Origin of the sequence: Thiomicrospira sp., assembly GCF_014859555.1 — a bacterium.
Taxonomy (GTDB): Bacteria; Pseudomonadota; Gammaproteobacteria; order Thiomicrospirales; family Thiomicrospiraceae; genus Thiomicrospira.
The window spans coordinates 1-4,809 of the sequence record NZ_JACUTY010000086.1 but is presented as its reverse complement, the minus strand read 5'-3'; the positions used below and the strand labels follow the sequence as shown (position 1 = coordinate 4,809).

The window sequence follows — 4,809 nt, the reverse complement described above, 5'->3', positions numbered from 1 at the left end:
GAATAAGTGACCTTTAAGTCCCGCAGAATCAACCAGGGGTTAATCGAGATGCCCATTTCTTTATTGGCGTGGTTAGCTCAGAAGTACCATAACTTGGAACCGGTTTTGGTGATTGTCTCGGTTTTTGCTGTTTTTGCGATTACGATTGGTATTTATTTTTTGAATAAACGTGTATTTAAGTGCCTAGACAGAATTGAGGAGTTATAAATATGGAATATTTAGTCGCTATTGCATTGTTAGCGTTTGTTACAGGCTTGTTGCTCGTGGTCTATGAAGCGGTAAACCACAAGAAAAACACTAAGTCTAAACATGTTTAAATTTCTAGACTCAATATTCTATTGAGTCTTATATTTTTTCCTTTCTTCTTTGTTTAATTCAAAAGTGCGACTTTTACTACTTGGGGCTAATGGCCAGCTGGGACAGTGTTTCAAACAGGTGTCGGCAGGTTTTCCCGAATTTGAGATTCAAGCATATGGGCGTGAGCTGGATATTACACAACCAGGCCTGGTGGCTGAGGTTTTGCACGATTCATACTATGATGTGGTGATCAATTGTGCGGCTTATAACCAAGTGGATTTAGCGGAAGTCGAGCCGAATAAAGCCGATGCGGTTAATCATTTGGCGGTGCGTCATTTGGCGGAATTGGTAAAACAGCAGGGTGGTTTTCTGGTTCATTTTTCGACGGATTATGTGTTTGATGGCTTAAAAAACCGGCCCTATCTTGAAACGGATCAACCTTTTCCCTTGAATGTTTATGGCCAGACCAAGCTCGCGGGTGAAAATGCAATGCTTGCTGTTAATCCACCAGGCCTGGTGGTTCGAACGTCTTGGTTATTTTCTCCTTTTAGCTCAAACTTTTTAACTCGCATGCGCCAGCTCGGCGCCACGCGATCGTCCATACAAGTGGTGAGTGATCAAATCGGTTCTCCCACTTGTGCGTTAGATTTAGCGCAAGCCGTGTTTGATATTGTTAGCTTTCGCCAGAAAACGTTAGATGAAAACCCAAACCACCAGGCCTGGTGGTCGACACAGGTCTGCCATTTTGCAAATAAAGGTCAAGCGAGTTGGGCGGAATTGGCCACCGAGATTATGCGTTTGAGTGAGTTGGATTGCAAAGTTCTGCCGATTTCAACCGCCGACTATGGCGTTAAAGCTTGTCGTCCAGCGTATTCAGTTTTGGACGCCACTCAAATCCAGGCCTGGTTGCCCGGTCCGATACGCTCTTGGCGCGAGGCTTTGGGTGGACACGATCTGTTTTTAACATCGCCTGTGCGATAAGATTACCTGAGTTCTTTTGTATGCCAGATGCGTAATATGTAGATGGTATTGTTTTGAATTTCATAGCGTAATTCATAGTCATTGATCAAAATACGCCTAACCTCTCTAGGTTGAAAACCATCAAGGCATTCGCCTAATTTGGGATGTGATAACAAGATGTTTGGTGCGTTTGTGAGAGACTGTACGGTTTTGGCTGCCGCTTGTTTGTTAATAGGGGCTAAAAACTCATACAAACGCGCCAAGTCAGACCCCGCTTTGTTTGTCCAGGAAAGTTTTATCATTCGGTGAGGTTGGCGGGCTTGTCAGAATCGAGGCTCAAAGCCCAAGCTTGCATAGACTCGTGACTAATTAAATTTCCTGCATCGACGTCAGCCAAAGCTTCTTGCGTTAATCTTTCGCGCATAGATTCTTGTACAATCCACGCGGACAAGGCCTGTTTCATAATCCAGCTTTTTGAGCGCTCAAGTTTCTTCGCCATTTGATCAACTTGATTGGCTATTTCTATTGGGATGTGTGCCGTTAGCACTCTAGTATCTGCTTGTGGCATGGTGATCTCCTTAGGTGTTAATTATCCTAATAATTAACAATCATAGTTAATCAAAGTTAATAAAACAAGCTATAAATTGATTCAATCCATTACAGCTTAATGAAAGGGGGTGGAGTCTTCACTTTTTTAGAAGTGACAGGTTATGATAGATAACAATTTTTTAGTTGGGTGATTTTATGAACGCGGAACAGCAAGAACCGATTTGGACACAAAAATACACTGAATTTTTAAATGATTCGCCCGCACGTCCGGCACGGATTGTGTATCAGCGCGATCGGGCGCGGGTAATTCATTCGGCCTCGTTTCGGCGTTTGCAGTCGAAAACTCAGATTTTTGGTTTAAATGAGTCTGACTTTTTTCGCACGCGTTTAACCCACTCAATGGAAGTCGCGCAAATTGGCTCGGGGATTGTTGAGCAGCTGATTACCGATGGCGAAGGCCAAGCCTATATGGATTGGTTACCATCGTTTTATTTGATTGAGGCGATTTGTTTGGCGCACGACTTAGGGCATCCGCCGTTTGGTCATGGCGGCGAAGTGGCGTTGAATTATATGATGCGCCATCATGGCGGTTTTGAAGGCAATGCGCAAACCTTACGCATCCTGGCCAAACTTGGCGAATACACGCCAAAAAACGGTATTGATTTGTCGCGCCGCGCCACTTTGGGCGTATTGAAGTATCCTGCGATCTATGAAGACGTTGTGAGTGTTAACGCCGCCTATCAGCAGTTGTTATCGGAACCGGAAGTCACGGATTTTAAAACTTGGAATATGCGCGCCTGGCATCCGCCTAAAAGTTTGTATCAAGAAGAAGAGGCGCTGTTTAATTGGGTGTTAAATCCGTTCAGTGCGGCTGATCGCAAGCGTTTTATTCAGTTAACGAGATCCACCACCGGCCATGCTTGCACGCAGCATAAATCGTTGGACACCACTATTATGGAGCTGGCCGATGATATTGCTTATGGCATTCATGATTTGGAGGATGCGGTAGCGATGAAAATGGTTTCAAGCGATCTTTGGCAGGCCGAAGTGATGGAAAACGAAGCCTTCACCGAAAACCCGTTATGGGATGACCTGATGACCGAACGGTTATTCAGCGGCAGCTCAAAATCGCGTAAGCATGCCGTCAGCAAGATGGTGGGTATTATGGTAGAGCATGTGTATATTGCTGAGCAGGATGAGTTTGAGCACCCATTGTTGCGTTACCAGGCCTGTTTACCAGACGCTCAGGCTAGGGTGTTGGAGTTGTTAAAACGTTTTGTGTTTAAAAATGTCATCACCATTCCAGAAGTAAAAGGCATGGAATACAAGGGCCAGTTGATTGTGATGGACTTATTTAAAACTTTGGAAGCCAATGGCGATAGATTGTTACCAAGTAATACGGTGCGTAAAGTCAACGAAGCCAAAACCGAACGCGAACGCAAACGTGTGATTTCCGATTATATATCCGGCATGACCAATACCTATGCATCCCGTATGTACGAAAAGTTCTTTATGCCGATGAGTGGTTCGATATTCGATCGACTTTAGGGTATTGCCTCTCACCCACAAAAAAGCCCGATTTCTCGGGCTTTTTTGTGGGTTTTTTACAACCCGGTATTGGTGGAGCTGGGCTATTTCGAAAAGCCTTTAGATAAAGGGCTTGGATTTGTTTTTGTGCCATTTTATTAAAAGTGAAACGGATTCTAATCCCGTTTTTTTAACATTAATCTAACCAGTTTTGTAACCGTAAACCTTCCACGCGCTCAAATTCTTTCATGTTGTTGGTGACTAATATCGTACCAAGGCTTCTTGCATGACCTGCGATGTGAAGATCGTTAACACCAATTGGTGTCCCAGCACGTTCAAGTTCGGCACGAATTTCACCATAATGTGCTGCTGCTTTTTCATCATAGTCTATCACGTCTAAACGGCTACAGAAATCCTCAACGGCTTGCAGGTTTTTGCTTATTTGTTGGCTTTTCTCTACACCGTGTAATAGTTCGGCAAGCGTGATCGATGAAATGGCTAGGTGGCCCGCCGCATCGTTAAATTTTGTAAGTGCTTCGATAGGGCGGCGTTTAATCACATAAATGCAGATATTGGTATCTAGCAAATATTTAATCATCGAAGGATTCTCGCGGGGTTTCAGTTTGTTCTGGGCGTTCGTTTAAAAAGTCATCACTCACAGATGTGGTCGGAGATAGGAAAAAGCTATCCCATGTATTATCAACAGGCGTGATGATGCGCTCTTTACCCTGTGTTCGAACAAACACCTTTTTGACCGACGGTTCAAATCGTACGGCGACAGGTAAACGCACTGCTTGAGTTTTATTGTTTTCAAAAACCGTTGCTGTAATCATTTGCGGCTCCTTTTGTATATATGTGTAGTATATAGAAGCGTTGAATTAATTTCCATGTTTGTGGATTCAATTTTTGAGGCGCTGAGGATTATGGATTTGTTATTTTTACAGTTGTACCACGCAGATCAATCTCAATAGGGATTTTTGTGGATTTAATGGGAAATAGTGAATACTTGAAACCGCGATATAAAAAAGCCCGCAAATGCGGGCTTTGTTGTTGGTGGAGCTGGGCGGGGTCGAACCGCCGTCCGGAAAGACTCCATCCAAGAGTCTACATGCTTATACAGTCTATTAGTTTAATCTTAACGTTTCCCGACTGTCAGGGAGCACGTAAGACGAGTTTGTCCTGTTTAGTATTTACCTACCCAAACACGCGGTAAATACGATTCCGTGTAAGTCGATACGGCATCAGGCGCCACGAACAACTGCCCTGAGCCGCACCAGCGGGCTTAAGCCGCTAGAGCGTAGTTATCGTCGTTTGCAACTATAACAATTTGAATTAAGATTTACGTGCATCATTCAGGCACGGCATGCATCTTAAACTTCATTCTCCCCGTCGAAACCAATGCAGCCCCGATATTCGGTGAGTCTGTTTATTATATAGATAAAGTTTTTATTTTAAAGGGTAGAGGAGATTATATTT

7 protein-coding genes and 1 other RNA gene are annotated in these 4,809 nt (G+C 43.9%); 3 read left to right on the top strand and 5 right to left on the bottom strand.

Annotated features, from left to right (window positions below; genetic code table 11):
• Window positions 1–48: 48 nt before the first annotated feature.
• Both IBX48_RS09795 and rfbD read left to right on the top strand, forming a co-directional pair.
• Entirely contained in the window at window positions 49–207 is a 159-nt protein-coding gene (locus IBX48_RS09795) for a hypothetical protein (protein ID WP_296833951.1), read from the top strand.
• A gap of 174 nt (window positions 208–381) precedes the next feature.
• Entirely contained in the window at window positions 382–1,278 is an 897-nt protein-coding gene (rfbD, locus tag IBX48_RS09790; protein WP_296833948.1) for a dTDP-4-dehydrorhamnose reductase, read from the top strand.
• A 2-nt stretch (window positions 1,279–1,280) separates the two neighbouring features.
• Here the strand turns inward: rfbD and IBX48_RS09785 are convergent, their stop codons facing one another.
• Both IBX48_RS09785 and IBX48_RS09780 read right to left on the bottom strand, forming a co-directional pair.
• Window positions 1,281–1,559, bottom strand: a complete 279-nt coding sequence (locus tag IBX48_RS09785; RefSeq protein ID WP_296833945.1) for a type II toxin-antitoxin system RelE/ParE family toxin — start codon at window positions 1,557–1,559, stop codon at window positions 1,281–1,283.
• Complete coding sequence (locus IBX48_RS09780) at window positions 1,556–1,825, bottom strand: ribbon-helix-helix domain-containing protein (RefSeq protein ID WP_296833942.1); 270 nt, start codon at window positions 1,823–1,825, stop codon at window positions 1,556–1,558. Before IBX48_RS09780 ends, IBX48_RS09785 begins: the two co-directional genes overlap by 4 nt.
• Window positions 1,826–2,001: 176 nt before the next feature.
• Here IBX48_RS09780 and IBX48_RS09775 point away from each other — a divergent pair, with 176 nt between their 5' ends.
• Window positions 2,002–3,354, top strand: coding sequence for an anti-phage deoxyguanosine triphosphatase (locus IBX48_RS09775; protein ID WP_296833940.1), 1,353 nt, complete (start codon window positions 2,002–2,004; stop codon window positions 3,352–3,354).
• Between the two features lie 175 nt (window positions 3,355–3,529).
• Here the strand turns inward: IBX48_RS09775 and IBX48_RS09770 are convergent, their stop codons facing one another.
• The 3 genes from IBX48_RS09770 to ssrA all read right to left on the bottom strand — a co-directional run bounded on the left by IBX48_RS09770 (window position 3,530) and on the right by ssrA (window position 4,741).
• Entirely contained in the window at window positions 3,530–3,931 is a 402-nt protein-coding gene (locus tag IBX48_RS09770; RefSeq protein ID WP_296833937.1) for a type II toxin-antitoxin system VapC family toxin, read from the bottom strand.
• Entirely contained in the window at window positions 3,924–4,166 is a 243-nt protein-coding gene (vapB, locus tag IBX48_RS09765) for a type II toxin-antitoxin system VapB family antitoxin (protein ID WP_296833934.1), read from the bottom strand. The genes IBX48_RS09770 and vapB overlap by 8 nt, the downstream gene beginning before the upstream one ends.
• Before the next feature lie 218 nt (window positions 4,167–4,384).
• Window positions 4,385–4,741: a transfer-messenger RNA gene (gene ssrA, locus IBX48_RS09760) on the bottom strand.
• Window positions 4,742–4,809: the final 68 nt, after the last annotated feature.